At 71.3% G+C, this 25,412-nt stretch carries 26 protein-coding genes; 15 read left to right on the forward strand and 11 right to left on the reverse strand.

Annotation, left to right across the window (positions count from 1 at the left end; translation table 11 throughout):
* Window positions 1–12: 12 nt before the first annotated feature.
* From NOCA_RS17490 to NOCA_RS17505, 4 genes are all read left to right on the forward strand, one after another.
* Window positions 13–570 (forward strand): GNAT family N-acetyltransferase, encoded by a 558-nt coding sequence (locus NOCA_RS17490; RefSeq protein ID WP_011756596.1) that lies wholly within the window; start codon window positions 13–15, stop codon window positions 568–570.
* Between the two features lie 88 nt (window positions 571–658).
* Complete coding sequence (locus tag NOCA_RS17495; protein ID WP_140404044.1) at window positions 659–856, forward strand: hypothetical protein; 198 nt, start codon at window positions 659–661, stop codon at window positions 854–856.
* A gap of 24 nt (window positions 857–880) precedes the next feature.
* Window positions 881–1,591 carry an AzlC family ABC transporter permease gene (locus tag NOCA_RS17500; protein WP_011756598.1) on the forward strand — a complete coding sequence of 237 codons (711 nt, stop codon included), beginning with the start codon at window positions 881–883 and terminating at the stop codon, window positions 1,589–1,591.
* Window positions 1,588–1,890 (forward strand): AzlD domain-containing protein, encoded by a 303-nt coding sequence (locus NOCA_RS17505; protein WP_011756599.1) that lies wholly within the window; start codon window positions 1,588–1,590, stop codon window positions 1,888–1,890. Before NOCA_RS17500 ends, NOCA_RS17505 begins: the two co-directional genes overlap by 4 nt.
* Before the next feature lie 24 nt (window positions 1,891–1,914).
* On the opposite strand, the gene NOCA_RS17510 is transcribed toward NOCA_RS17505, so the two are convergent.
* A complete protein-coding gene (locus NOCA_RS17510) occupies window positions 1,915–3,921 on the reverse strand; it encodes a PTS mannitol transporter subunit IICBA (RefSeq protein WP_011756600.1) in 2,007 nt (668 codons plus the stop codon).
* Window positions 3,922–4,141: 220 nt separating this feature from the next.
* On the opposite strand from NOCA_RS17510, the gene NOCA_RS17515 reads away from it, so the two are divergent.
* Window positions 4,142–5,200, forward strand: a complete 1,059-nt coding sequence (locus tag NOCA_RS17515; RefSeq protein WP_011756601.1) for a zinc-dependent dehydrogenase — start codon at window positions 4,142–4,144, stop codon at window positions 5,198–5,200.
* Window positions 5,201–5,700: 500 nt separating this feature from the next.
* Here NOCA_RS17515 and NOCA_RS17520 read toward each other — a convergent pair whose 3' ends face one another.
* Together NOCA_RS17520 and dapB are read right to left on the reverse strand one after the other, a co-directional pair.
* Window positions 5,701–7,284, reverse strand: a complete 1,584-nt coding sequence (locus tag NOCA_RS17520; RefSeq protein ID WP_011756602.1) for a M4 family metallopeptidase — start codon at window positions 7,282–7,284, stop codon at window positions 5,701–5,703.
* A gap of 136 nt (window positions 7,285–7,420) precedes the next feature.
* The gene (dapB, locus tag NOCA_RS17525; protein WP_197687729.1) at window positions 7,421–8,167 is read right to left on the reverse strand and encodes a 4-hydroxy-tetrahydrodipicolinate reductase; all 747 of its coding nucleotides are present in this window, start codon (window positions 8,165–8,167) and stop codon (window positions 7,421–7,423) included.
* A gap of 75 nt (window positions 8,168–8,242) precedes the next feature.
* On the opposite strand from dapB, the gene NOCA_RS17530 reads away from it, so the two are divergent.
* From NOCA_RS17530 to NOCA_RS17550, 5 genes are all read left to right on the forward strand, one after another.
* Complete coding sequence (locus NOCA_RS17530; protein ID WP_011756604.1) at window positions 8,243–8,758, forward strand: class I SAM-dependent methyltransferase; 516 nt, start codon at window positions 8,243–8,245, stop codon at window positions 8,756–8,758.
* Window positions 8,759–8,827: 69 nt separating this feature from the next.
* Window positions 8,828–9,424 (forward strand): hypothetical protein, encoded by a 597-nt coding sequence (locus NOCA_RS17535; protein WP_011756605.1) that lies wholly within the window; start codon window positions 8,828–8,830, stop codon window positions 9,422–9,424.
* The gene (locus tag NOCA_RS17540) at window positions 9,421–9,972 is read left to right on the forward strand and encodes a hypothetical protein (protein WP_011756606.1); all 552 of its coding nucleotides are present in this window, start codon (window positions 9,421–9,423) and stop codon (window positions 9,970–9,972) included. The genes NOCA_RS17535 and NOCA_RS17540 overlap by 4 nt, the downstream gene beginning before the upstream one ends.
* Before the next feature lie 61 nt (window positions 9,973–10,033).
* Entirely contained in the window at window positions 10,034–10,639 is a 606-nt protein-coding gene (locus NOCA_RS17545) for a carboxymuconolactone decarboxylase family protein (RefSeq protein ID WP_011756607.1), read from the forward strand.
* Window positions 10,636–11,514 (forward strand): RNA polymerase sigma-70 factor, encoded by an 879-nt coding sequence (locus NOCA_RS17550; protein ID WP_011756608.1) that lies wholly within the window; start codon window positions 10,636–10,638, stop codon window positions 11,512–11,514. The genes NOCA_RS17545 and NOCA_RS17550 overlap by 4 nt, the downstream gene beginning before the upstream one ends.
* 44 nt (window positions 11,515–11,558) lie before the next feature.
* Here the strand turns inward: NOCA_RS17550 and NOCA_RS17555 are convergent, their stop codons facing one another.
* The 6 genes from NOCA_RS17555 to rpsO form a co-directional block, all read right to left on the reverse strand.
* Window positions 11,559–12,257: a cupredoxin domain-containing protein gene (locus NOCA_RS17555; protein ID WP_011756609.1), complete on the reverse strand. Its 699-nt coding sequence runs from the start codon at window positions 12,255–12,257 to the stop codon at window positions 11,559–11,561.
* An 11-nt stretch (window positions 12,258–12,268) separates the two neighbouring features.
* Window positions 12,269–13,072: a hypothetical protein gene (locus NOCA_RS17560; RefSeq protein WP_011756610.1), complete on the reverse strand. Its 804-nt coding sequence runs from the start codon at window positions 13,070–13,072 to the stop codon at window positions 12,269–12,271.
* A gap of 9 nt (window positions 13,073–13,081) precedes the next feature.
* Complete coding sequence (locus tag NOCA_RS17565) at window positions 13,082–13,828, reverse strand: hypothetical protein (RefSeq protein ID WP_011756611.1); 747 nt, start codon at window positions 13,826–13,828, stop codon at window positions 13,082–13,084.
* Window positions 13,829–14,039: 211 nt separating this feature from the next.
* Entirely contained in the window at window positions 14,040–15,371 is a 1,332-nt protein-coding gene (locus tag NOCA_RS17570; RefSeq protein WP_197687730.1) for a M16 family metallopeptidase, read from the reverse strand.
* A gap of 26 nt (window positions 15,372–15,397) precedes the next feature.
* Window positions 15,398–17,626, reverse strand: a complete 2,229-nt coding sequence (locus tag NOCA_RS17575; RefSeq protein ID WP_011756613.1) for a polyribonucleotide nucleotidyltransferase — start codon at window positions 17,624–17,626, stop codon at window positions 15,398–15,400.
* A 277-nt stretch (window positions 17,627–17,903) separates the two neighbouring features.
* Window positions 17,904–18,179, reverse strand: coding sequence for a 30S ribosomal protein S15 (rpsO, locus tag NOCA_RS17580; RefSeq protein ID WP_011756614.1), 276 nt, complete (start codon window positions 18,177–18,179; stop codon window positions 17,904–17,906).
* A gap of 196 nt (window positions 18,180–18,375) precedes the next feature.
* On the opposite strand from rpsO, the gene NOCA_RS17585 reads away from it, so the two are divergent.
* Window positions 18,376–19,107 (forward strand): L,D-transpeptidase family protein, encoded by a 732-nt coding sequence (locus NOCA_RS17585; RefSeq protein ID WP_238383367.1) that lies wholly within the window; start codon window positions 18,376–18,378, stop codon window positions 19,105–19,107.
* Window positions 19,108–19,116: 9 nt separating this feature from the next.
* Here NOCA_RS17585 and NOCA_RS17590 read toward each other — a convergent pair whose 3' ends face one another.
* Both NOCA_RS17590 and ptsP read right to left on the reverse strand, forming a co-directional pair.
* The gene (locus NOCA_RS17590) at window positions 19,117–19,362 is read right to left on the reverse strand and encodes a DUF6458 family protein (protein ID WP_011756616.1); all 246 of its coding nucleotides are present in this window, start codon (window positions 19,360–19,362) and stop codon (window positions 19,117–19,119) included.
* 205 nt (window positions 19,363–19,567) lie between these two features.
* Window positions 19,568–21,253, reverse strand: coding sequence for a phosphoenolpyruvate--protein phosphotransferase (gene ptsP / locus NOCA_RS17595; RefSeq protein WP_041547830.1), 1,686 nt, complete (start codon window positions 21,251–21,253; stop codon window positions 19,568–19,570).
* 89 nt (window positions 21,254–21,342) lie between these two features.
* On the opposite strand from ptsP, the gene NOCA_RS17600 reads away from it, so the two are divergent.
* From NOCA_RS17600 to NOCA_RS17615, 4 genes are read left to right on the forward strand one after another with little or no spacing between them, the layout of a single operon-like run.
* Entirely contained in the window at window positions 21,343–22,110 is a 768-nt protein-coding gene (locus NOCA_RS17600; protein ID WP_011756618.1) for a DeoR/GlpR family DNA-binding transcription regulator, read from the forward strand.
* The gene (locus tag NOCA_RS17605) at window positions 22,107–23,063 is read left to right on the forward strand and encodes a 1-phosphofructokinase family hexose kinase (protein WP_011756619.1); all 957 of its coding nucleotides are present in this window, start codon (window positions 22,107–22,109) and stop codon (window positions 23,061–23,063) included. Before NOCA_RS17600 ends, NOCA_RS17605 begins: the two co-directional genes overlap by 4 nt.
* A gap of 3 nt (window positions 23,064–23,066) precedes the next feature.
* Complete coding sequence (locus NOCA_RS17610) at window positions 23,067–25,115, forward strand: PTS fructose transporter subunit IIABC (protein WP_011756620.1); 2,049 nt, start codon at window positions 23,067–23,069, stop codon at window positions 25,113–25,115.
* 37 nt (window positions 25,116–25,152) lie between these two features.
* Entirely contained in the window at window positions 25,153–25,410 is a 258-nt protein-coding gene (locus tag NOCA_RS17615; RefSeq protein WP_011756621.1) for an HPr family phosphocarrier protein, read from the forward strand.
* Window positions 25,411–25,412 lie beyond the last annotated feature (2 nt).

A 25,412-nucleotide genomic window follows, 5' to 3' on the forward strand; every position in this document is an offset into this window, starting at 1 on the left:
CAGGATGGCGGCATGAGCACCCCGGGCCCCACCGCCGACGTCTCGGTGCGCGTCGCCTGGGCCGACGACGCCCCGGCGATCGCCGAGCTCCAGCTGCGCACCTGGCGGGAGGTGTACGCCGACGTCCTCCCGGCCGACGCGCTCCCGGGGCCGGAGCAGGTCGAGCCGGCGGCAGCGGCCTGGCGGGCCTCGTTGAGCGCCCCCAAGGACGCCCGCAACCGGGTGCTCGTGGCGCTGGAGCGCAACCGGGTCGTCGGCCTGGCGGTCACGACCCCGGCCAGCGACCCCGACTGCGACCCGATCGCCGACGCCGAGCTGCGCGAGCTGGCCGTCGACCCTGCCGAGCGGGGGCGCGGCCACGGCTCCCGGCTGCTGCAGGCCGCGGTCGACACCATGCAGGCCGACCGGTTCACCCGGGCCGTGCTCTGGGCGGTCAGCACCGACGACGCCCTGCGCACCTTCCTCACCGAGGCGGGCTGGGCACCCGACACCGCCCACCGCGAGCTCGACCTCGACGGCGAGGGCACCACGCTGGTCAAGCAGGTTCGGCTGCACACGGCGATCTCTTAGATCGTTCCCCTTGAAATCCCCGGCAACGGGTGCACGATGGAGTTCCACTCCAGATCGGGGGCCACTCGTGTTCGGTCCACTCCCGCCGTTGCACCGCATGCTCGTCATCGCCACCGTCCTCGCGGTAGGCGTCGTCTCCGGGATCTGGATCGCACAGTTCGCCAGTGCACCCGCCGCTGCCGCGGCCGGCGCCGCGTGGGGCGCGCTGGCCGGACTGCTGCTGGGCTACGTGCTCCTGCACGACTTCCACCACCGTCCACGCGCGGTGCGGGTGCGCCGGCACTGACCCGGCGCCGACTACCGTCGGGGCGTGAGCGCCGCGCCTTCCGACCCTGCGCCCCCTGACGCCCTCGACCCCTCGACGCGGTCGTCGATCATCCGCGACAGCCTCGGCGTCGGTATCGCGACCGGTGCGTACGGCGTGGGGTTCGGCGCGATCTCGGTGGCCGCCGGGCTCTCGGTGGCCCAGACGTGCGCGCTGTCCTTGCTGGTCTTCACCGGCGCCAGCCAGTTCGCCCTGGTCGGCGTGGTCGCCGCCGGCGGCGCGCCACTGTCCGGCGCCCTGACCGCCCTGCTGCTCGGCACCCGCAACACCCTCTACGGTCTGCGGATGGCGCCCCTGCTCGCCTGGCGCGGCTGGCGTCGGGTGCTCGGCGCCCATGTCCTCATCGACGAGTCGACGGCGATGGCGGTGACCCGGGAGTCGAGGCCGGCGGCCCGCCTGGCGTTCACGTGGACCGGCGGCTCGATCTTCGTGCTCTGGAACGTCGCCACCGCCGCCGGGGCGGTGGCCGGCAACGCGCTCGGCGACCCGCGCACCTACGGCCTCGATGCGGCCGTCGGCGCCGCGTTCCTCGCCCTGCTCTGGCCGCGGCTGCACTCGCGCCGCAACCAGCTGGTCGGCGCGGCCGCCGCGGCGGTCGCCCTCGGCGTCGTACCACTGGTTCCGGCCGGGGTACCGGTGCTCGCCGCGGCGGCGGTGGCCCTGGTAGCGGGCGCGCTCGCGCGGGACCAGCGATGATGTGGGTGGCCGTGCTGGTCGCGGCGGCGGGCTGCTACCTGCTCAAGCTGGCCGGCCTCTCGGTGCCGCCCCGGGTCCTCGAGCGCCCGTTGGTCGAGCGGATCGCCGACCTCATCCCGGTGGCGCTGCTCTCGGCCCTGGTCGCCGTGCAGGTGATGGCCCGAGGGCACGAGCTCGTGATCGATGCTCGTGCCCTCGGGGTCATGGTGGCGGTGGTGCTGCTGCTGGTGCGGGCGCCGTTCCTGGTGGTGGTGTTCGGCGCCGCCCTGGCAGCAGCCCTGGTCCGCCTGGTGTTCTAGCCGGTTCTGCGGCTGGTTCTCCGGCTAGACCGGCTGGACCTCACCGAGAACCGCACGGACGTCGGCGGCCGAGCCCGCTTCCTCGAGCCGGCGCACCTGCTCGGGGTCGACGAACACCTCGGCGATCCGGCCGAGCAGCTTGAGGTGCTCGTTGCCCATCGCCGCGATGCCCACCACGTAGCGCACCGGCTTGCCGTTCCAGTCGATCGGCTCGGGGTAGCGGACGAAGGAGAGCGCCGTGCGGCTGACCTCGGTCTTCGCCTCGTTGGTGCCGTGCGGGATCGCCAGCAGGTTGCCCATCGCCGTGGAGACCGAGCCCTCGCGGGTGTGCATCGCCTCGACGTAGGCCCGGGTGGCGGCACCGCTCGCGAGCAGCAGCTCACCGGCGCGGGTGATGGCCGCGTCGCGCGACTCCCCCGCGGGCGCGTCCAGGACGATCGCGTCGTCGGCCAGGAGCCCACCGGCTAGAGCAGGCTCCTCTGCGTCGGCGGAGCCGACCGACGCCGGCGCCGCGCCGCCGTTGCGCTCCCGGACCAGCTCGACGATCTCGTCGTACCGCGGGCTGCCCATGAAGTTCTCGACCGACACCTGGATCGCCGAGCCGGTCTTCAGCCGGGCGCGGTCGGTCAGGTCCTGGTGGGTGACGACCAGGTCGTAGCTGTCGGTGAGGTTCGCGATGGCCTTGTTGACCACGGTCACGTCGGTGAAGCCGGCGCCGTGGATCTTCTTGCGGAGCACCGAGGCGCCCATCGCCGAGGAGCCCATGCCGGCGTCGCAGGCGAACACGATGCTGGTGATCGCGCCGGAGTGCGCGGTCGAGGAGCCGACGAGCGAGGACGCGATGGACTTCTTGCCCTTCATCGCCTCCATGTTCGCGGTGGCACTGACCAGCTCGTCCTCGGCCTCGATCGTCTTGTCGGTCTTGAGCAGGATGGCCGCGACGAAGAACGACGCCGCCGCGCCGCCGAGGATCGACAGCGTGACACCGGTGAGGTTCCGCAGGTCGGTCGGCGCGGAGATGTAGACCGCGAACACCGAGCCCGGCGCTGCGGGAGAACGCAGACCGCTGGAGAAGATGACGTTGATCAGGATCTGGGTGAAGCCACCGGCGATCATCGCGAGGATCAGCTTGGGCTTCATCAGCACGAACGGGAAGTAGACCTCGTGGATACCGCCGAAGAAGTGGATGATCGCGGCGCCGGGCGCGGAGGCCTTGGCCAGCCCCTTGCCGAAGATGCTGTACGCGAGCAGCAGGCCGATACCGGCGGCCGGGTTGGCCTCGAGCAGGAACAGGATCGACTTGCCGCTGTCGGCGGACTCCGCGAGACCGAGCGGGGTCAGCACGCCGTGGTTGAGCGCGTTGTTGAGGAACAGCACCTTGGCGGGCTCGATCACGAACGAGGCGAACGGCAGCAGGTCGTGCTCGACCAGGAACTCGACGCCGTCGCCGAGCCGGTCCGAGATCCAGGTCAGGACGTCGCTGAGCGCGAAGAAGCCGAAGGTGGCGAGGATGCCACCCCAGATGCCGGCCGAGAAGTTGTCGACCAGCATCTCGAAGCCCGGCTTGATCTTGCCGTCCCACGTGCTGTCGATCTTCTTCATCGACCAGCCGGCCAGCGGGCCCATGATCATCGCGCCCATGAACATCGGGACGCTGGTGCCGGCGATGACGCCGAAGGTGGCGATCGCGCCGACCACGCCGCCGCGGACCAGGTCGTTGTAGACCATCTTGCCGCCGGTGTAGCCGATCAGCACCGGCAGCAGGTAGGTGATCATCGGGCCGACGATCCCGCCACCGGCGTAGTCTCCCCAGCCGCCGATATGAGCGACCCAGCTTCCCGGGCCGAGCCATCCGTGGTCGCCGCCGCCGAGGTTCAACCACCCGACCTCGATGAACATCGCGGTGATGAGGCCCCACGCGATGAACGCGCCGATGTTGGGCATCACCATGTTGGACAGGAACGTCCCGAAGCGTTGGACGTGGACGCGAGTCGAGGTTCGCTCGGCAGGTGTCTGCGTGGCTGTGGCCATGCTGCTCTTCCTCCTGAGGCTCCAGCCTGCGCAGGCTGGTCGGGCCTGGTCGTCGAGGGCCCGCACCGAAATGTGACGAGCGCCATGACGAATCTGTGATTGCCTGTATATCCCCGCGAAAAACGCCTCGTCAAGGGTCTAGAGCCACATGTTCACAGATAAACACAGATAAACGGTGCTACGGTGGGTGCCCCACCGACTTCCCGACAGGAGATGATCCATGAAGGCCCTGCGCTTCTACGCACCGGAGGACGTGCGACTGGAGGAGGTGCCGGAGCCGACGTGCGGCCCCGACGAGGTCAAGCTGAGGGTGCGCAACTGCTCGACGTGCGGCACCGACGTCAAGATCCTCCACAACGGCCACCAGAACCTCACTCCCCCGCGGACCATCGGCCACGAGATCGCCGGCGAGGTCGTCGAGGTCGGCGCCGACGTGAACGTGACGTACGGCTCGAGCTGGGCTGCCGGCGACCGTGTCCAGGTGATCGCCGCGGTGCCGTGCGGTGAGTGCTACGAGTGCCAGAAGGGCTGGATGGCCGTCTGCCAGAACCAGACTTCGATGGGCTACCAGTACGACGGCGGCTTCGCCGAGTACATGATCGTGCCCAGGCAGGTGCTCAAGGTCGACGGGCTCAACCGGATCCCCGACAACGTCGGGTACGACGAGGCCTCGGCGGCCGAGCCGTTCGCGTGCGCGATCAACGCCCAGGAGCTCCTCGGCATCGAGCCCGGCGACACCGTGGTCGTCTTCGGCGCCGGCCCGATCGGCTGCATGCACATCCGGATCGCCCGCGGTGTGCACCAGGCCGGCCCGGTCTACCTCGTCGACGTGAACGCCGACCGGCTGAAGATGTCGGCCGACGCCGTCCAGCCCGACGAGACGATCAACGCCGCCGAGGTCGATGTCGTCGCCCGAGTCATGGAGCTCACGGGCGGGCGCGGGGCGGACGTCGTGATCACCGCGACCGCCGCGAACATCACCCAGGAGCAGGCGATCTCGATGGCCGCCCGCAACGGTCGGATCTCGTTCTTCGGCGGCCTGCCGAAGACCAACCCGACGATCACCTGCGACTCCAACCTGGTGCACTACCGCCAGCTGCACATCCACGGTGCCAACGGCTCGGCCCCCGAGCACAACAAGCGTGCACTGGAGTACATCTCCACCGGCCAGGTCCCTGTCAAGGACCTGATCACCCGCCACATCCCCCTCTCCGACGTCCTCGACGCGTTCACCATCGTCCAGAACGGCGAAGCCATCAAGGTCACCGTCGAGCCCTGACCGACGAAGTCGGTCAGGGCGTGGCGACGGGGAGGTTGAGCAAGCCCCACGGCCGAGCCTGCGAGGCCGTGACGGGCGCGTCGAAACCCACCGCCGAGCGGAGGGTTGCCCGACGAAGTCGGTCAGGGCGTGGCGACGGGGAGGTTGAGCAAGCCCCACGGCCGAGCCTGCGAGGCCGTGACGGGCGCGTCGAAACCCACCGCCGAGCGGAGGGTTGCCCGACGAAGTCGGTCAGGGCGTGGCAACGGGGAGGTTGAGCAAGCCCCACGGCCGAGCCTGCGAGGCCGTGACGGGCGCGTCGAAACCCACCGCCGAGCGGAGGGGCCTGGCGCTGGTTGAGGTGCGAAGGCGCGCTAGCGCCTGAGCCTCGAAACCCCGCAAGCGAAGGCAGGGCGGCGACCACCACGGTCACCGCCCTGCGCATGCCCCGGGATCTCGACAAGCTCGATCACCGGAGTCCGAGCTCGGTCACCCGAGTCCGAGCTCGGTCACCGGGACCGTCAGTTGACGCTGACCGCGCTCCACGCGGCGGCCACGGCGTTCTGCTGCGCGCTGCCCGCGCCGTACAGGTCCCGCGCCGCGTTCAACGTGGCGGTGCGGGCGCCGGCGTAGCTGGTGCTGGAGGTCATGTAGACCGTGAGCGCGCGGTACCAGATCGCGCTCGCGGCGTCCCGGCCGATGCCGGTCACCGTCGAGCCGTTGCAGGTCGGGCTGTTGTGGGCGACGCCGCCGATGGTCTTGGCGCCCGAGCCCTCGGCGAGCAGGTAGAAGAAGTGGTTCCCGACGCCCGAGGAGTAGTGGACGTCGGCGCTCCCGACGGTCGACGACCAGCAGTTGAAGGAGCTGCCGTCCGAGGCCGGGTTGTCCATCCGCCGGAAGCCGAGGTGGTTCTTGAGGTCGAACTCCTCGCCGATCAGGTAGTCGCCCGGGTCGTTGGCGTTGGCGGCGAAGAACTCCACCATCGTGCCGAAGATGTCCGAGGTCGCCTCGTTGAGACCACCGGACTCGCCCGAGTAGGCCAGTCCGGCGGTGTTCTCGGTGACGCCGTGCGACATCTCGTGACCGGCCACGTCCAGCGAGACCAACGGTCCGTAGTTGGTCCCGTCGCCGTCGCCGTACGTCATCTTGGTGCCGTCCCAGAACGCGTTGACGTAGTTCTTGCCGTAGTGGACCCGGTTGTAGGAGCCGGCGCCGGTCCCGAAGATCCCGTTGCGCCCGTAGGTCGACTTGTAGAAGTCCCACGTCATGTTCGTGCCGTACTGCGCGTCCACGGCGGCCGACTCCCGGCTGCTCGTCGCGCCGTTGCCGAACAGGTTGTCCGGGCTGGTGAACAGGGTGCCGGTCTTGCAGTTGAAGCCGAAGTACTGGCAGCCGAGGGAGTCGCTCGCGTTGCCCATGTCGGTCGTGTAGGTGTTGCCCCGGGTCGGGTCCTTGAGCTGGTACGTCGAGCCCGACAGCGTCAGCTGCAGCGGCACGGTCCCGGAGTAGAGCGACTGGCCCGAGCCGTCCGCGGTCTGGATCTGCTGCTCGCGGCGGATCACCGCGCCGGTCCGGGCGTCGACGTACGTCGCCAGCCGGCTCGGCGTGCCGTCCTGCTGGGTGCCGCCGGTGATGACCTCCCACGCGAGCCGAGCAGTGCCGGTGGTCGCGTCGACGACCAGGCGGGTCGACTGCGTCTTCGCGCCGGTGGTGCCGCGCGTCGCCTTCGCCGGCGCGAGCGCCCGGACGGCCGCGGCGGCCTTCCCGACCGCCGGCGTCGTCGAGACGTGCACCTCGTTCTCGAGGGTCTGGCTCACCCCGCGCCACCCGCCCTGGGTACCGCGGTGGACGACCAGGTCCCCACCGAGCACGGGCAGGCCACGGTAGGTGCGGTCCATGCGGACGTGGGTGCTGCCGTCGGCGTCGGTCACGGTGTGGGTGACCGTGAACGCCGTTCCGTTGCTGGCCAGCGCCGCGCCCGGATGGGCGAGCAGGGCCTGGACCGCGTTCGGCCGCTCGGTCACGGCCTGGCTGGCGCCGGACTGGATGCCGACGGCGGTGAGAGCGAGAACCGCCGCCGTGGCGACGCCCGAGATTCTGCGCATGTGAGAGTCCTTCTTCATCGATGGGTGGGACTACGAAGGAGACGTAGCCTGCCAGCCACAACGAGATCGGGAAGCCGTTGCGATGTGCGGATTCCTGCAATGCAGGAACGTGCAGAAGCGGAGTTCTTCCGGCCGATCAGTCCAGGTCGAGGAAGTGTTCCAGTCCGACCGTGAGCCCCGGGTGGTCGGCGATCGAGCGCAGCCCGGTGAGCACGCCGGGGGCGAACGAGGCCCGATCCAGGGAGTCGTGCCGGATGGTGAGGGTCTCCCCCACCCCACCGAGGATCACCTCCTGGTGGGCGACCAGGCCGCGGATCCGCAGACCGTGGACGCGGATCCCGTCGACGTCCGCGCCGCGCGCGCCCTCGAGCGCCGTGGTGGTGGCGTCAGGCACCGGCCCGACACCGGCCTCGCGGCGCGCTGCCGCGATCAGCTCCGCCGTACGACGTGCCGTGCCGGACGGCGCGTCGGCCTTCGTCGGGTGGTGCAGCTCGACGACCTCGACCGACTCGAAGAACGGCGCCGCGACCGCGGCGAAGCGCATCATCAAGATCGCGCCGATCGAGAAGTTGGGCGCGACCAGGACACCGGTCCCCGGGGAGTCGGCGAGCCAGCCACGCAGCAGGTCGAGTCGGGCGTCGTCGAACCCGGTCGTGCCGACCACGGCGTGGATCCCGTGGTCGACGCAGAACTCGAGGTTGTCCATGACGACGTCGGGATGGGTGAAGTCGACGACCGCCTGGGCGCCGGAGGTCACCAGCGCGTCGATCTCGTCATCGGCGTCGACCTGCGCGACCAGCTCCAGGTCGTCGGCGGCGTCGACCGCACGGCAGACCTCGGAGCCGACCTTGCCGCGCGCGCCGAGCACACCCACCTTCATCACGCGGACAACCTACTAGGAGTGAGCACGGGTGAGCCGCTCCTCCACGCGGTGCTCGGCTTCTGGCAGTCTGTGGCCATGGCAGTGCAGACGATCCCGCCCCGGATCAGGTGGGCGGTGGACATCATGGACGTCCAGCCGTCCGACCACGTCCTGGAGATCGGCTGTGGGCCCGGCGCCGGCGCGGAGCTGATCTGCGAGCGGCTGGAGACCGGCAAGCTGTTCGCGATCGACCGCTCCGAGTCCGGGGTCGACCGCACCAAGCGGCGCTGCGCGCGCTTCATCGAGTCCGGACGGCTGACCGTGCGCCAGATCGACCTGGCCACGCTGCGAGTGCCGGTCAAGCGGCTGAACAAGGTGTTCGCGTTCAACGTCAACCTGTTCTGGGTGCGCTCCTGCGTCGACGAGGTGGCGCTGCTGCACGACCGGGTCGTCCCGGGCGGCGAGGTGTTCTTGTTCTACGAGGCCAGCCGGCCCGAACTGGTCCCGACGATCGTGAAGAAGGCCTCGGCCGCGCTGGCCGAGGGTGGCTTCCGGGTCTCGGTCGTGGACCAGAAGGCGCCACCGGTCGTGGGCATCATCGGACGCCGTTAGGATATTTCCTGAAGCGTTGCTTGCATTAGGTTATCTTCTAATGCACTCTGTTCTTCAGGGAGGAGCCTCATGTCGAGTGTGATCGTGCTGACGGTGGACCAGCGCGGCAGTCGCCACTCCGAGGACCGGATCCCCGCGGTGCTGACCCGCCTCGCTCCCCTGCCGACGCTGCTGGCGTTCGAGCGGACTGCCGGCGACGAGCTCCAGGGGGTCCTCGACGACCCGGACGCCGTCGCAGCCGCGCTCGGCGAGCTGCTGCGCGACGACACGTGGTACGTCGGCATCGGCGTGGGCCCGGTCGAGGAGCCGCTCCCGGACCACGCCCGGGCCGGCCGGGGCCCGGCGTACCTCCAGGCCCGCACGGCGGTCTCCGAGGCCAAGACCAGCCCCTGGCACGTGCGCGTGGTCGCCGACCACTGGGCCGGGCGCGCGCTCGAGACCACGCTCTGGCTGTGGGCCGCGGTGCTGGCCCGGCGCACCTCCCGCGGCTGGGAGGTCGCCGATCTCGTCGCGCAGGGCATGTCGTACGCCGAGGCCGGCACCCGCCTGGCCATCAGCCAGTCCGCGGTCAGCCAGCGCGCGCAGGCCGCGGGCATCGTCGAGGCCCGCCGCGCCGAGGAGCTCGCGGCGGTCCTTGCCCGGACCCTGTTGGAGGAGCGGCCGTGAGTGCTGAGAGCTGGGGAGCGCTGGTGCTCGTGCTGCTCGCCGCCGGACTCGTGTGCGCGGCCGCCGCCTGGGCCACCGCGGCGCGCCGGATCTGGGCGCCGGCGGCCCTGCTCCTGCTCCTGGCCGCGGGGGTCGTCGCCGCAGCCCCGCCAGACGTCGTGGTCGACGGCCGCGGCCTGACGACGGTGCTGGCGCTGCTCGGCGGCGCGCTCGCCGTCGCCGGCGGCGGACCGCTCACCGCCTTGGTCTTCGAGCTCGTCGACCGGCGGGAGACGCCGACGGAGTCGATGCAGACCGCGGGTCGCGTGCTGCGCGGCGGCGCCTGGATCGGCGCGCTGGAGCGCCTCGCGATCTTCTCCGCCCTGGTCGCCGGCTGGCCCGAGGGCCTCGCCGTCGTCCTCGCCGTCAAGGGCCTGGGCCGCTACCCCGAGCTGCGCGCCGCTGAGGACGGCGTCCGCACCGGCGCCGCCGAGCGCTTCATCATCGGCACCTTCACCAGCGTGCTGTGGGCCTGCGGCTGCGCCGGCGCCGTGCTGCTGGTGCGGTAGGAGTCCCACAGTCGCCGGCCCTCCGATGTCACATCCGCGGCCGCACCGGTGTCTCCATGGCATGACCACGACAACCACGGACCACGCGACCCGCATCCCCCCGGCCGAGATCACCGGCCTCAAGGGTGCCCTGATCAAGCGGATGATCGAGAAGAAGCTCGGCAAGGTCCCGACCGCGGTCGGGATCTACTGGCACAACCCCAAGGTGCTGTTCGCCACCTTCGGCCTCGGAGGCAAGCTGCAGAAGTGGGACGCCTGCGACGAGGGCCTGAAGTCCTTCGCCCACATGGCGGTCGCGTCGCTCGTCGGCTGCACGTGGTGCCTGGACTTCAACTACTTCGAGGCACACAACTCGGGACTGGACGTCGAGAAGGCGCGCCAGATCCCGCGGTGGCGCGAGACGGACGTCTTCACGTCGCTCGAGCGCGACGTCCTGGAGTACGCCGAGGCGATGAGCCAGACGCCGCCCACGGTCACCGACGAACTCGTGGACCGGCTGCACGCCGAGCTGGGTGCCGCCGCGGTCGTGGAGCTCACGTCGGTGATCTCGTTCGCGAACATGACCACGCGCGGCAACATCGCGCTCGGCATCGAGTCGGACGGGTTCGCCGCGGCGTGCGGCCTGAAGCCCCTCGCCGAGCGACCGCACGTAGCCTCTGCCTCATGAGCGAGGACCCCTTCGTCGCTCACCGCAGCCTGCTGTTCACCGTCGCCTACGAGATGCTCGGGTCGGTCGCCGACGCCGAGGACGTGGTGCAGGAGACCTGGCTGCGCTGGGCAGCCCTGCCCGCCGCCGACCGTGGTGAGGTCCGAGATCCCCGTGCCTACCTCGTGCGGATCGTCACCCGGCTCTCCCTCAACCGGCTGCGTACGCTCACCCGGCTGCGGGAGGAGTACGTCGGCGAGTGGCTCCCCGAGCCGCTGCTCACCAGCCCCGACGTCGCCGAGGACGTCGAGCTCGCGGAGAGCGTGTCGATCGCCATGCTCGCGGTCCTCGAGACACTGCTGCCGACCGAGCGTGCGGTCTTCGTGCTCCGGGAGGTCTTCGACGTGCCCTACGACGAGATCGCGGCGGCGTTGGACAAGTCCTCCGCTGCGGTGCGCCAGATCGCGTCCCGGGCCCGCAAGTACGTGGCGGCCCGCCGGCCCCGGACCTCGGTGAGCCGTGCGGAGCAGGAGCGGGTGGTCGAGCGGTTCCTCGCCGCCCTGACGACCGGCGACGTCGTGGGACTGCTCGACGTGCTCGCTCCGGACGTGCTCCTCGTGGGCGACGGCGGCGGCCTGGTCCCGACCGTCCCGAGTCCCGTGCGCGGGGCGGCCCGGCTCGCCCCGGTGATGGCCCGCTTCGCCGAGCTCGCGCCCGGCACGACGGCCGTCATCGTCGACCTCAACGGCGGCATCGCGGCGCGCATCGATCCCGGCGGCCAGAACGACACGGCCGTCTCGTTCGTCATCGAGGGCCACCGGATCGCGCAGATCTACGCGATCCGCAACCCCCACAAGCTCCAGCGCCTGGCAGAGGTGGCCGAGCTCCGACGGTGAGACCGGGCCGTGCCGTCCGGGCCGACGACCCCGGGGACCGACGCCTAAGCCGCTCCCGCCTCGTGCGGTCGCTCCGCGACCAGGGCGGCGTCGGTGATGGTCACCCCCGGACCCGTGACGACGGCGAAGAACACCGTCTGCCCCAGCACGACCTCGACCTCGGCCGGCTCGGGCCGGCCGTCGCTGATCAGGACGAGCGTCCCCTCGCCCAGGCGGGACTGCCAGGCGCGCAGCTCCTCCGCGTTGCGCGGCCTGGGGTCCTTGACCCGGACCACCCCGCGCAGGCCCGAGCCGTTCGCGTCGACGTACTCGTGCTCCCCCGGCGTCGTGAAGACGTGGGTGTAGCCGCACTCGTTGGTCAGGACGCTGCTGCCGAAGAACTCCTTCTGGCCGGCCACGGCGAACGGCCGGGCGGCCGCGTCGGGTGAGTTCCACACCACCATGTCGCCGGCCTCGACCGTCACGCGCTCCTGGTCGGGCACGAACCGGCCCGGGTCGACGGTGCGCTCGTCGCAGCAGTCGCCGTGGCGCTCCTTGACGAAGGACACGGTGACGGTCGTCTGGTGCATGTCGCGCTCCCGTTTCGAGGACGGCTCGCCGACCTCGACGACGTACGGGAAGTCGCCGCCGGCACCGGCGCCGCCGGCCGGGACCAGGGCGTAGGGGTAGGTGCCCGGCCTCATGAAGCGCTGGCCGTAGCAGTCGATGTTGCGCAGCGCGCGGCTGTCCAGGTACTCGGTCATGACAGTGCTCCTCAGGGCTGGATGTCGGCGAGGACGACCAGCTCGTCCTCGGGCGGGTTGTTCTGGACCTCGGCGCCGAGGCTCGTGACCGTCACGAACACGGCGGGGTCGAAGGGCCCGGAGGCGGGCAGCACCTCGAAGTGGGCGGGGACCTCGGTGATCGGGAACCGGGTGCCCGACACGAAGGGCGTGATGAGCGGCCCCAACAGTCCGGTCAGCCCGGCGATGCCGATCGCGGCGACGACGGCGCCGACGAGGACCGCCAGGAACGGCCCGATCAGCGGCACCCAGGCGACGGCCGCCGAGACCGCCAGGCCGATGGCGGCCAGGAGGGCGGCGGTCGACGCGCCGAACTGCAGGCTCGGCACGCCCTGGACGATGCCCTCCACCGTCCAGGCACCGGCGACGAGGCTCAGCGCCACGCCGAGGTCGACGGTGGTCAACACGTAGTCGCCGAAGGACACCGGCACCGTCACCGTCGGCCAGACGATGTCGATCTTCGGCGTGCACACGTCCCCGACGCAGGGGATGTGGACGCACACCTGCGGGATGTGGATGTCGGGGATGAAGTCCCCGATGTCGAGCTGGAAGCTCAGGTCGACGTGCCAGTCCAGTCTGAGGTCGGCGATCTCGACGGTGGCCGGGGCGATCAGGTCGACGGTCCCGTTGGACAGCGTCCCGGTCACGGCGTACGACACGGTGAACGGGCCGAGCGAGGAGGACCCGCTCGTGGACTGCGGCCCGAGCGCGGCGACCTCGGTGTCGAACAGCTGCTGGGCCGCGCCCTCGTCGATGGCGGCGATGATCTCTGACATGACTACCTCCTAGAAGTCGCCGCGGGCGAGGACCCGGTTGACGTCGATCAGGGGCCCCTGGGTCGGGGTCAGGGTGAACGCGCCCAGCTCGAGCGCGGTGACGGGGAGCGACAGGGTGGCGAGCACCGAGCGCAGCACCATCGTGAGCAGGCACTCGATCACCGACTCGAGCGCGTTGGGCTCGATGTCGACGATCTCGACCGAGTCGAGGGCGAACCCGATGGCCTGCTGCCCACCCGCCCAGGTGCTCACCAGGTGCCCGACGGCGAAGACGTCGAGCACGCAGCAGGTCGGATTGCGCGCCTTGCCCCAGTCGTCGCGGTCGTCGGGCCACAGCGGGTCGTCGCGGTCGTCGCGGTGGTCCGGGTCCTTGGGGTCGTGCTCGGGGTGGTCGTGGCCCTTCGGGTCCTCCCCCGGCGGCTCGTTGCGGCCGCGGGAGGCGCAGTCGACACACAGCCGGACCCTGGTCGACAGGCTGAACTGACCGGCCCCGAGGCTCAGCTCGGGCGGCAGCGCCACGTCCTGCTTGAACAGGTCCAGCACGGGGGTGCTCAGCCGTACCGACCACTGCAGCCCCGGGGACCCCGGGAACGGGATCGGGGCCATCTGGGTGGCCGAGACGCTGGAAGCGGGCACGAAGGCCGGCGATCCGTAGTCGAGCAGGTGTGGCCTGGTGGTGCACACCGCGGTGATGAGGTCGTTGAGCGCCGACTCCTCGACGGCGACGAAGACCTCGCTGGTTTCGGTGAGACTCATGGTTGTCCTCCCGGATCATCGGCCCTCCTGGGACGGGCCGTTGCTACCAGGAGTCACCGGGCGCGTCGGTGATACCGGATCCCCGTCGACCGGGAAGCGCATCCGCCTGGACAGCGCCGCGTCCGACTCGGCATCGAGGCGGCGGTGCAGCCGGTCGTCGATCGTGCGATCCAGCCGCCGGGCCGGCCTGGCTCGGGGCCACCTCGATCCGCTACGCCGGGCCGACCACCGCGAGGATCTCGGGCCGGGCGAAGACCTCGGCCGCGATCGACTGGACCTCTTCGAGCGTGACGCCGTCGATGCGGGCGATCACCTCGTCGATGCTCATCAACCGGTCGTGCACCAGCTCGGCCTTGCCGATGCGGGACATCCGGGACGCGGAGTCCTCGAGCCCCAGCACCAGCCCGCCCCGCAGCTGACCCTTGCCGCGGGCCAGCTCCTCGGCCGTGATGCCGGACTCGGCGACCTTGGCCAGCTCCTCGCGCACGACGGCGAGGACGTCGTCGAGCTTGTTCGGCAGGCAGCCGACCGACACGCCGACCAGTCCTGAGTCGGCGTGGTGGGTGGCGAAGGAGAAGACCGAGTACGCGAGCCCACGACGCTCGCGAACCTCCTGGAACAGCCGCGAGGAGGTGCCGCCGCCGAGGGCGGTGTTGAGCACGCCCAGGGCGAAGCGGCGGTCGTCGTCGCGGCGCAGGCCCTCCATGCCGAGGACCACGTTGACCTGCTCGAACGGCCGGGTCGTGGCGAGCACCCCGGGCCGGACCCGCTTGCGGGTGCCGTGCCGCGGCACCACCGGAGTGTCGCGCCCGTCGAGCCAGCCGTTGCGGGCGAACGCCGTACGGACCTGGCGCACCAGTTGGGCGTGGTCGACGTTCCCGGCGGCCGCGACCACGACGTTCGCGGGCCGGTAGTGACGCCGGTAGAAGCGGCGCACCTGGTCGCGGCTGAGCGAGCGGATCGAGCCGACGGTGCCGGCGATCGGCCGGCCGAGCGGGGTGTCTCCCCAGGCCTGCTCCGCGAACAGGTTGTGCACGACGTCGTCAGGATCGTCATCGTGCATGGCGATCTCGTCGAGGATCACGTCGCGCTCGGCCTCGACGTCCTCGGCGGTGAGCGTCGAGGCGGTGATCATGTCTCCGAGCACGTCCACGGCCAGCGGCAGGTCCTCGTCGAGCACCCGGGCGTGGAAGCAGGTGTACTCCTTCGCGGTGAACGCGTTGAACTCACCGCCCACCGCGTCCAGCGCCACCGAGATGTCCAGCGCCGAGCGCTCCGTCGTGCCCTTGAACAGCAGGTGCTCGAGGAAGTGCGAGCAGCCGTGCAGGCTGGGGCTCTCGTCGCGCGAGCCGACCCCCACCCACACGCCGATCGCCGCGGACCGGACGCCCGCCTGGTGCTCGCTGATCACCCGCAGTCCCGAGGGCAGGACCGTACGCCGCACCCGCGAGGTCACCTGGCCGTCGGCGTCGGTGGTCGTCTGCAGCGTGCGCGTCGTGCCCCGGGAAGACGGTGACCCGCCAGAGCTGCTCTGGCGGGTCACCGGTGAGGCTTCGGCCGACCGGGGCGTCACTCCTCCTCGGAGCCGGCCTCGGCGGTGTCGGAGTCGGCCTGGTCGCCCTCGACGACCGGGACCAGCGACAGCTTCCCGCGGTCGTCGATCTCGGCGATCTGGACCTGGATCTTCTGGCCGACCGAGACGACGTCCTCGACCGCGTCGACCCGCTTGCCGCCGGCCAGCGAGCGGAGCTTGCTGATGTGCAGCAGGCCGTCCTTGCCGGGCATCAGCGAGACGAACGCGCCGAAGTTGGTCGTCTTGACGACCGTGCCGAGGTAGCGCTCGCCGACCTCGGGCATGGTCGGGTTGGCGATCGCGTTGACGGCGTTCTTGGCCGCCTCGGCCGCCTCGCCGTTGGTCGCACCGATGTAGATCGTGCCGTCGTCCTCGATCGAGATCGACGCGCCGGTGTCGTCCTGGATCTGGTTGATGATCTTGCCCTTGGGGCCGATCACCTCGCCGATCTTGTCGACCGGGATCGTGATCGTGATGATCCGCGGGGCGTACGCCGACATCTCCTCGGGCTCGTCGATGGCCTCGGCCATCACGTCGAGGATGGTCAGGCGGGCGTCGCGCGCCTGGGTCAGCGCCTGGGCGAGGACCTCGGCCGGGATGCCGTCGAGCTTGGTGTCCAGCTGCAGCGCGGTGACGAACTCGCGGGTGCCGGCGACCTTGAAGTCCATGTCGCCGAACGCGTCCTCGGCACCGAGGATGTCGGTGAGGGCGACGTACTGGAGCTGGCCGTCGATCTCGCCGGAGACCAGGCCCATCGCGATGCCGGCGACCGGGGCCTTCAGCGGCACACCGGCCTGGAGCAGTGCGAGCGTGGACGCGCAGACCGAGCCCATCGAGGTCGAGCCGTTGGAGCCCATCGCCTCGGAGAGCTGGCGGATCGCGTAGGGGAACTCCTCGCGCGTGGGCAGCACCGGCAGCAGCGCCCGGCGCGCCAGCGCGCCGTGGCCGACCTCGCGGCGCTTCGGCGAGCCGACCCGGCCGGTCTCGCCGGTGGAGAACGGCGGGAAGACGTACTTGTGCATGTAACGGCGGTGCTTCTCCGGCGAGAGCGTGTCGAGCTGCTGCTCCATCTTGAGCATGTCCAGCGTCGTGACGCCCAGGATCTGGGTCTCCCCACGCTCGAACAGCGCCGAGCCGTGCACCCGCGGAATCACGCCGACCTCGGCGTGCAGCGGCCGGATGTCGGCCAGGCCGCGGCCGTCGATGCGGACCTTGTCGCGCAGGATGCTCTCCCGGACGACCTGCTTGTTGACCGAGCGGAACGCCGCGCCGATCTCCTTCTCACGGCCCTCGAACTGCTCGCCGAGCTTGGCCAGGACCTCGTCCTTGAGCTCGTCGGTGCGGTCGTTGCGCTCCTGCTTGTCGGCGATCTTCATCGCCGCGGCCAGCTCGGCCTTCACGGCCGCTTCGACCGCGTCGTACACGTCGTCCTCGTAGTCGAGGAAGACGGGGAAGTCCTGGACCGGCTTCGCCGCGACGTTCGCCAGCTCGACCTGCGCCTCGCAGAGCTGCTTGATGAACGGCTTGGCGGCGTCGAGACCGCCGGCCACGATCTCCTCGGTCGGCGCCTGGGTGCCGGAGCGGACCAGGTCCCAGGTCTGCTCGGTGGCCTCGGCCTCGACCATCATGATCGCGACGTCACCGGTCTCGGTGACGCGTCCGGCGACCACCATGTCGAACACGGCGTTCTCGAGCTGGCTGTGGGTCGGGAAGGCGACCCACTGGCCCTCGATCAGCGCCACGCGGACGCCGCCGACGGGGCCGGAGAACGGCAGGCCCGAGAGCTGGGTGGAGAGCGAGGCGGCGTTGATCGCGAGCACGTCGTACGGCGTGTCGGGGTTGAGCGCCATCACGGTGATGACGACCTGGACCTCGTTGCGCAGGCCCTTCTTGAAGGTCGGGCGCAGCGGCCGGTCGATGAGGCGGCAGGTGAGGATCGCGTCCTCGCCCGGACGGCCCTCGCTGCGGAAGAACGAGCCGGGGATCTTGCCCGCGGCGTACATCCGCTCCTCGACGTCGATGGTGAGCGGGAAGAAGTCGAAGTGGTCCTTCGGGTGCTTGCCGGCCGTGGTGGCCGACAGGAGCATGGTGTCCTCGTCGAGGTAGGCGGTCACGGCGCCGGCAGCCTGCCGGGCCAGTAGGCCGGTCTCGAACTTGACGGTGCGGGTGCCGAACTTGCCGTTGTCCAGAACGGTCTCGACGGCAGAGATCTCGGGGTCGGTCAAGGGTGTGTCCCTCTTCTGTCGCGGAGCGATCCGCGGCGTCCCGCTGCTGCGAGCCGGTCTTCGATCGAGGCCCGCAGATCTGCGCGGCAGAGCCGGCCGGATGCTGAGAGCCACTACCGAGGACCGAGCCAGAACGGGGCGGGTCGCTCCTGGGTGTTTTCAGATGTTGTTCACGGTGAATCTAGCCAAGTTCCTCCGAGAAGAGGAAACGCGCCGGCCGCCGCCCTGACTGAGCGGACGTCCGGCGCGTGTCCTGACAAGACGGAGTGCGCGTCGGCTATCGACGGAGCCCCAGACGCTCGACGATCGACCGGTAGCGCTCGATCTCGGTCTTCTGGAGGTAGTTGAGCAGCCGGCGGCGCTGGCCGACCAGCAGCAGGAGGCCACGACGGCTGTGGTGGTCGTGCTTGTGCTGCTTGAGGTGCTCGGTCAGGTGGCTGATCCGGTGGCTGAGCAGCGCGATCTGCACCTCGGGCGAGCCGGTGTCGCCCTCGGTCTTGGCGTACTCGGCGATGATCTTCTTCTTGGTCTCCGCGTCGGTACCGATCGACATGCGGGCTCCTTCCGGCCCTCTCGGGCTCTCTCGCTGCGCGGCGCGCCGGGGCCTGTTCACCCGGGCACTCTGGTTCCGCGGCCGTTGGACGGCAGGTCGCCTGCAGGCAGGCAACCGGAGAATCGTAGCGCGGGACCGCTGCGCCGGCCCAATCGAGCGGGCGATCATCGTGCGATGATCGTGCGATCATCTCAGCGTGACTCGGGCCCCTCGGACCATCCTCGCAGCCGCGGCGACCGCGGCCGCCCTCGCGGTGACCATGCTGATGGCGGCGCCCGCGCCCACGCAGGCACTGGAACAGCCCGGCACCCGCGGCCGCGCGTGGACGCCACCGTGGGCGCCGCTGGTGCCGGAACGTACGACGCAGGTCGTGCGCACGATCTCGAGCCACCAGTTCTGCCGCAAGGTGTGGTGCACGGTCACCCAGGCGTGGGAACGCGATGGCGACGGGCACTGGAGCAAGGCGCGCGAGTTCCGCTCGACGATCGGCCTGCGCGGGTGGGGCAAGCAGCGCGAGGGCGACAACCGCTCACCCGTCGGGGTCTATCGGATCAAGGTCACGTTCACGACCGGGTCGGAGAATCCCGGCGAGATGCCCTGGCGGCGCCGGCGGCCGACCTCGGTGGTCTCCTCCTCCGCCGGGCCGAACTACAACACCTGGCTCGAGGCCCGCGGGGTGACCAGCGGTGACCGGCCGTCGATGCGGTCCGGCTGGGTCGTCGACTACAACCGCGTCCGGCTGCGGCCCGGGGTCGGCCCGCGGCCGGTGCCGGGCAAGGGGAGCGGGATCTTCTACCACACCTCCAAGCCCGGCCACCGGTGGGCGCCGACGGCGGGCTGCACCCAGGTCGGGAACCCGCGCCAGATGCGCTGGCTGCTGACCTGGCTGCGCCCCGAGGCACGCCCGCGGATCGTCCAGGACCGGTGAGCGCCCGGGTCAGACGGCCGGCGGTACGTCGTCGCGGCGCTCACTGACCGTCCGACTCCCGTCGGCATGGGTCGTCACCGCGGTCGAGCGTCGCGCCCGGGCCAGCGTCGCCGCGGTCAGCACGAGTACCAGGGCGCCGGCGGCGGCAAGGATCCAGCCGACCATCGTCAGGTCGACGTTCGAGATGCTGTCGGTCACGGCCAGGGCCAGGATCAGGCCGAGGGCCAGGAGGAAGATTCCCAGTCCGTATCCCATGGTGGTTCCTTTCGCAGCGGCCCCGGTTGGGCCGTCACCTCCCCGTTTCCAACCGGCCCGACCCGGAAACGTCCCGGTCGGGACTGGCGGCCTAGCGCCTGCGGCGGGGGGTCGGTTTCCCCGGTGAACCGGGGAAACCGGAACTGTTGGGGCGAAACTTCGGGCCAGAAGTTCCAACATCCCCGGTGAACCGGGGAAACCGTCCTCAGCCCAGCAGCAGCGTGCGCACCGCGTCGCGGGCGGAGGCCGGGTCGGTGGCGGCGAGGGCGACCTCGGCGGCGTCCTCGCACAGGTCCATGGGGACCGTCGCGAGGCGGGCGCCGACGGGGCGCACGGCGGCCGCCGCCATCGACAGCGAGGTGACGCCCATCCCGACCAGGACACACGCCAGCAGCGGGTCGGCGGCGGCCTCGCCGCAGACGCCGACCGGCTTGCCGGCGTGGAAGCCGGCCTCGGCGGTGATCGCGATCAGCTGCAGCACGGCCGGCTGCCAGGGGTCGGTGAGGTGCGCCAGGTCGGTGGCCATCCGGTCGGCGGCCATCGTGTACTGGGTCAGGTCGTTGGTGCCGATCGAGAGGAAGTCGACGACCTCGAGCACCCGGTGCGCCAGCAGGGCGGCACTCGGGACCTCGATCATCACGCCGGCCTTCAGCCCGTGGGCGCGGACCTTGGTCGAGAACTCCGCGGCCTCGGCGACGGTGGCCACCATCGGCGCCATCACCCACGCCTCGGTGCCGGTGGCCGCGGCCGCCTTGGCGATGCCCTCGAGCTGGCGGTCGAGCAGGCCCGGGTTGTCGAAGGACAGCCGCAGCCCGCGCACGCCCAGCGCGGGGTTCTCCTCGCCGACATGGGTGGCGAACGCGACCGGCTTGTCCGAGCCGGCGTCCAGCGTGCGGACCACGACGTACCGCTCGTTGCCGAAGGCGCCGAGCACCTCGCCGTAGATGCTCGCCTGCTCCTCGACCGACGGCTCGTCCTGGCGGTTGAGGAAGCACAGCTCGGTGCGGAAGAGCCCGACCCCTTGCACGGGCGCGCTGCTCGCGGCGCGGGCGGACTCACCGTCGGCGACGTTCGCGAGGATCTTCACCGGTACGCCGTCGGCGGTCCCGCCCGGCCCGGACCACGAGGCGAGAGCGGCGCGCAGGGCGGCGTCCGCGGCGACCCGCTCCTGCGCCGTGGCGGGGTCGGGACCGAGCTCGACGGTGCCGGCGACCCCGTCGAGGAGCAGCGGGGTCCCGGCCGGGACGGCCATCGCCCCGTGGACCCCGACGACGCAGGGGATGCCGAGCTGGCGGGCGATGATCGCGGTGTGGCTGGTCGGCCCACCGCGCTCGGTCACCAGGCCGAGCACCACCGCCGGATGGAGACCGGCGGTATCAGAGGGCGCGAGGTCCTCGGCAAGCAGCACTGCGGGCGTCTCGGGCACGACCACACCGGGCTCGGGCTCGCCCACCAGCCGGGCCACGATCCGGCGCTCGATGTCGCGCAGGTCGGTGACCCGCTCGGCCATCAGCCCGCCCATGCCGGTGAACACGGTGACGAACTGCTCGACGCCGGCGTGGACCGCCGCGAGCAGGTCGTCCCCCGCGGACAGGTGCTTGCGCACCGCGCCCCGTAGCCCTTTGTCGCGGGCCAGGCCGGCGCTCGCGGTGAGCACCTCTGCCGCCGCCCCCGAGGCCTTCTCGGCCTTGCGCGCGAACCCGTCGGAGACCGACTGGGCGGCGCTCTCGTAGGTCTGCAGGGCGGTCTCGGGATCGAGGCCGGAGGGGTCGAACCGGGCGATCGCGTCCGGCGAGACCTCGGAGCGAACGAGCACGGCGGGCCCGTAGGCAACGGCAGGAACGACCGGGGTGCCGCGCAGCGTGGAACGAGCCTCAGGACTGGTGACCATGGTCACCAGTAAACGACCGCCGCCCTTGACAGTCAACACATTCGGGCGTAAAACCACAGATACAAAGATCGAGAGGAGCGGTACCGAGAATGTACGCCGAAGAGCGGCAACAGGCCATGGCCCAGCTCGTCGCCGAGCACGGGCGCCTGTCCGTCGCGGTCATCGCCGAGCAGTTCGACGTCACGACCGAGACCGTGCGCCGCGACCTCTCGACCCTGGAGCGGATGGGCCTGGTCCGCCGCGTCCACGGCGGCGCCGTGCCGGCGAGCTCGCTGGCCGTGATCGAGTCCGGCCTCGGCGAGCGCGACCAGGCCAACACCTCCCAGAAGGAGGCGATCGCGAAGGCTGCCCTCGAGCAGCTCCCTCCCCCGGGCGGCACCGTGCTGCTCGACGCCGGCTCGACCACCAGCCGGTTCGCGGTGTTGTTGCCGCGCGACCACCGGCTCACCGTGATCACCCACGCCGTCCCCGTGGCCGCCCGCCTGACCGGGATGCCGCAGATCGACCTCCACCTGCTGCCCGGGAGGGTCCGGTCGACCACCCAGGCGGCGGTCGGCGCAGACACCGTCACCGCCGTGCACAAGCTCAAGGTCGACGTGGCCTTCCTGGGCACCAACGGCATCTCGGTCGAGCACGGCCTCTCCACGCCCGACCACGACGAGGCCGCCGTCAAGCGCGCGATGGTGGGTGCGGCCCGCCGGGTGGTGTGCCTGACCGACTCCAGCAAGGCCGGCACCGACGCCGCGGTCCGGTTCGCCGCGCTCGCGGAGGTCGACGTACTCGTCACCGACGACCACCTGCCGGTCGGCGACCGCGTGGCGTTCGAGGTCGCGGGTGTCGAGGTCGTGACGGCGTGATCCTCACCCTCACCGCCAACCCGAGCCTGGACCGCACCGTCGTGCTGGCCGGGCGGCTGAAGCGCGGCAAGGTGATCCGGGCCGACTCGGTGATCTCCCAGGCCGGCGGCAAGGGCGTCAACATCGCCCGTGCCTGCATCGCCGCCGGGGTGCCCGCCATCGCCGTGCTCCCGGCCGCCAAGGACGACCCCTTCGTGCTCGAGCTGCTGGCCGCCGGCATCGACTGCCGCCCGGTGCACCACGACGGCTCGCTGCGCGTGAACATCACGATCACCGAGCCGGACGGCACCACCACGAAGCTCAACAGCCCCGGTCCCGAGCTCACCGAGCCCGTCCGGCGCGCCCTCGCCGACGCGCTGCGGCACCGGGCCGCCGCCGCGGACTGGGTGGTGCTCGCGGGCTCGCTGCCGCCGGGCGCCCCGCCCGAGTGGTACGCCGAGCTGGTGGTGCTGCTCCGCGAGTGCGGCGCCCGGGTGGCGGTCGACACCAGCGACGCGCCGCTGCGCGCCCTGGTCGACCGGCTGCCCACGGCGGCCCCGCACCTGATGAAGCCCAACGGCGAGGAGCTCGCCTCCTTCACGGGCGACGACCCCGAGCTCCTGGAGGCGGACCCGTACGCCGCAGCCAAGGCGGCGCGGACCCTCGTCGAGTCCGGGGTGGAGAGCGTGCTCGCCACGCTCGGTGCCCGCGGGGCAGTCCTCGTGACCGCCGACGGGGCCTGGCACGCCGCTCCTCCGCCGACCCCGGTGGTCAGCACGGTGGGAGCGGGCGACTCGAGCCTGTTCGGCTACCTGCTCGGCGAGCTCCGGGGCCACCGCCCGGAGGAACGTCTCGCCCTCGCGGTGGCCTACGGCAGCGCCGCCGCAGGACTTCCCGGCACGACCATGCCTCATCCCCACCAGGTCCGCCCCGATCTCGTCTCGGTGCGGGCCCTGGACCTCAGCGAAGGGTGACCCATGTCCGACCTCATCAACGCCGAGCTCGTCCGCCTCGATGCGGACCTCGGCGCCGACAAGCACACCGTGATCCGGGCGCTGGCCCGGATCGTCGGCGACGCCGGCCGCGCCGGCGACGCCGACCAGCTCGTGGCGGACGCGTTCGCCCGTGAGGCGACGTCCGCCACCGGCCTCCCGGGCGGGATCGCGATCCCGCACTGCCGCACGGCCGGCGTCGCGGAGCCCGTCCTGGCCTTCGCACGGCTCCAGCCCGCCGTGGACTTCGGTGCCAAAGACGGCCCGGCTGACCTGGTGTTCCTGATCGCCGCACCCACCGGCGGTGACAACACCCACCTCCAGCTGCTCACCAAGCTCGCCCGTGCCCTGGTGAAGCCCGCCTTCACCGACTCGCTGCGCGCGGCCGGGACCCCGGCAGAGGTGGCCGAGCTGGTCACCGGCGCGATCGGCGCTGCCCCGCAGCCGGCAGCCCCGGCAGCCCCGGCCGCCTCGGCCGCGCCGCGGCGGCTGGTCGCGGTCACCGCGTGCCCGACCGGGATCGCCCACACCTACATGGCCGCCGAGGCGCTCGAGGCCGCCGCAGCACGGGCCGGGGTGGACCTGCAGGTCGAGACCCAGGGCTCAGCCGGCGCGACGCCGCTGGACCCGGCCACGATCGCCGCGGCCGACGCCGTCATCTTCGCCGTCGACGTCGGCGTGCGCGACCGACACCGCTTCGCCGGCAAGCCCCTGGTCTCCTCGGGGGTCAAGCGCCCCTTCGACCAGGCCGACGCGATGATCGCCGAGGCCCTCCGGTACGCCGACGACCCGGACGCCCCGCGCGTCGAGGGCAGCGCGGCCGACGCCGCGACGACGTCTCGCTCGACCGCCGGCGAGAGCTGGGGCGCCCGGACCCGCCGGGTGCTGATGACCGGTGTGTCGTACATGATCCCGTTCGTCGCGGCCGGGGGTCTGCTCATCGCCCTGTCGTTCCTGCTCGGCGGCTACGAGATCGTCGGGCCCTACGGCGACATCGCCGTGAACAACACGCTCTTCGACCTGCCGGATCCCGACGCCCTCGGGCTCGAGCACGCGCTCCTGGGCTCCGGGCTCGCGGCCTACATCGGCGCGCTGTTCTTCATCATCGGCAAGACGGCCTTCATGCTCTTCATCCCGGCGCTCGCCGGCTACATCGCGTACGCGATCGCCGACCGGCCCGGCATCGCGCCCGGCTTCGTGATGGGCGGTCTGGCGGCGAACATCTTCAACGTGCAGAGCTCGGGTGACAGCCCCGTCTCGATTCCGGCGACCGGGTTCTTGGGCGCGATCATCGGCGGTGTGCTGGCCGGCCTGATCGCGCACTGGGTCGGCGGCCGGCAGGTCCCCGCCTGGATGCGCGGTCTGATGCCGGTGCTGATCATCCCGCTGGTCACCTCGATCGTCGCCGGCCTGTTGATGATCGTGGTGTTCGGCAAGCCGATCGGCTGGCTGATGGACCAGCTGAACGACGGCCTGAACTCGCTCAGCGGCAGCAGCGCGATGGTGCTCGGCGCCATCCTCGGCCTGATGATGGCCTTCGACATGGGCGGTCCGCTCAACAAGGTGGCCTACACCTTCGCCGCCACCGGCGTCGGCGGGGCAGCGCTCGCGAGCGACGCGCCGCAGCTGAAGATCATGGCTGCCGTGATGCTCGCCGGCATGGTCCCGCCGTTGGCGCTGGCCCTGGCCACCGTCGTCCGCCCCGGGCTGTTCAACCAGGCCGAGCGCGAGAACGGCAAGGCGGCCTGGGCCCTGGGCGCGAGCTTCATCACCGAGGGCGCGATCCCCTTCGCCGCGGCGGACCCGCTCCGCGTCATCCCGGCCATCATGTGCGGCAGCGCCGTCACCGGCGGCATCTCGATGGCCCTCGACGTCGGGGTGCGCGCGCCGCACGGCGGGATCTTCGTGCTCTTCGCCGTCAGCAACATCCTGGGCTACCTGATCGCGCTCGCGGTGGGCACCCTCGTCGGCGCCGCGGCCGTCATCGGCCTGAAGTCCCTCGGCAAGCCCGACCCCGACCTCGCCATCGGCTGACCCAGCCAACCAACCGTCCCGTCAAGGAGAACCATCCATGCTCACCAAGACCGTCGTCGTCGGATCCTCCGTCGGCCTGCATGCCCGGCCCGCCCAGCTCATCGCCCAGGCCGCCGAGGAGCTCGACAGCGAGGTGCTGATCGGCATCCCCGGTGGGGATCCCGTCGACGCGAGCTCCTCGCTGATGATCATGACGCTCGGGGCCGGACCCGGTGACCAGGTCGAGGTGTCCAGCGACGACCAGGCCGCTCTCGACACGATCGCCGCCCTCGTCGAGCAGGACCTCGACGCGTAGGG

The organism is Nocardioides sp. JS614 (genome assembly GCF_000015265.1).
GTDB lineage: Bacteria > Actinomycetota > Actinomycetes > Propionibacteriales > Nocardioidaceae > Nocardioides.